This window comes from Caballeronia glebae (genome assembly GCF_001545035.1).
In the GTDB taxonomy this organism is placed as follows: Bacteria; Pseudomonadota; Gammaproteobacteria; order Burkholderiales; family Burkholderiaceae; genus Caballeronia; species Caballeronia glebae.
On the sequence record NZ_FCOJ02000178.1, the window covers coordinates 1 to 948 of the forward strand.

Sequence of the window (948 nt, forward strand, 5' to 3'; positions counted from 1 at the left end):
CCACACGACCGAATCATGGGCATGACGCCGCTCCAGAGTATTGGCTGGCAGGGCGTTGAGCCCAAGCTGTTGGACGAGCTGGACGACACAGTAAAGCAGCGCATGCTAGCGCGGGTTACGCCAGTAGGGGACGAGCCGAACGTAAAGTGTTTCGGCAAGCTACCTCCCATTCAAGATCCAGTTGAAGGAGTTGACCCAAACGCCTTTTGGAATGGTAATCGCGGTATTCCGAGGCTTTGGGCTAAACCACCTTTGGACCAGATGGTTCGTATTAACGCGGAGGCGGTTCCAAATCCATTAAGCGCCGAGGACATGCGTACTTTTGAAAGGTCGAGGAACACAGAGCCCGCAATGGGTGAGATCGACCCAGAGACAGGACGCCTTCGCGAGCCTTCTAATCCGTATCTGATTTCGGCAGTCGATCCTCACAGAACATTGGAGCGTGCCCCCGATCCATACACGCAGGGCCGGGTGTATAGCCGCGAAACAGAGGAGGAAAAGATGGAGTTCTTGAACAACTACCACCCCGAACCGACCAATCACAGCACCATTCCTGGCAGCGTCAAGTTCATGAAGCGAGTGGTCGCCTATGACTTGCCGATCGGTTTCTGCGATGCCGCTGACGATATCGAATTCTGGAGCAAGCTCATCAAGCGAGCTGATTGGACGCAAGGCTACGACGTGTACTTCAATTCGGGCACGTTTGAACCGGTCGCCAAGCCTTCGACGATCGACTGGAAGACCGTGAGGGATGAAGTGAATGAGGCCGATGCGATGAGACTGAAGGACAAGCTGGAAAGAGATCAGCGATTTGAACTGTACGGACGGCGCTAGATCATGAAGCGAATTCTACTTACTGGCGTACTTTTCTCGATGTTGCAAGCGTGCGCAACCAGCGGGCCGAAGCCGTTCGTCTATGGAGACTTTAAGGCTGTCAAAGTTTTGCCT

General features: G+C 54.0%; 1 protein-coding gene. It reads left to right on the forward strand.

The window, feature by feature from the left end; genetic code table 11:
• On the forward strand, window positions 1-834 hold an 834-nt coding region (locus AWB82_RS36685; RefSeq protein ID WP_235023606.1), incomplete at its 5' end, for an effector protein Tle3 domain-containing protein.
• Between the last annotated feature and the right edge of the window lie 114 nt (window positions 835-948).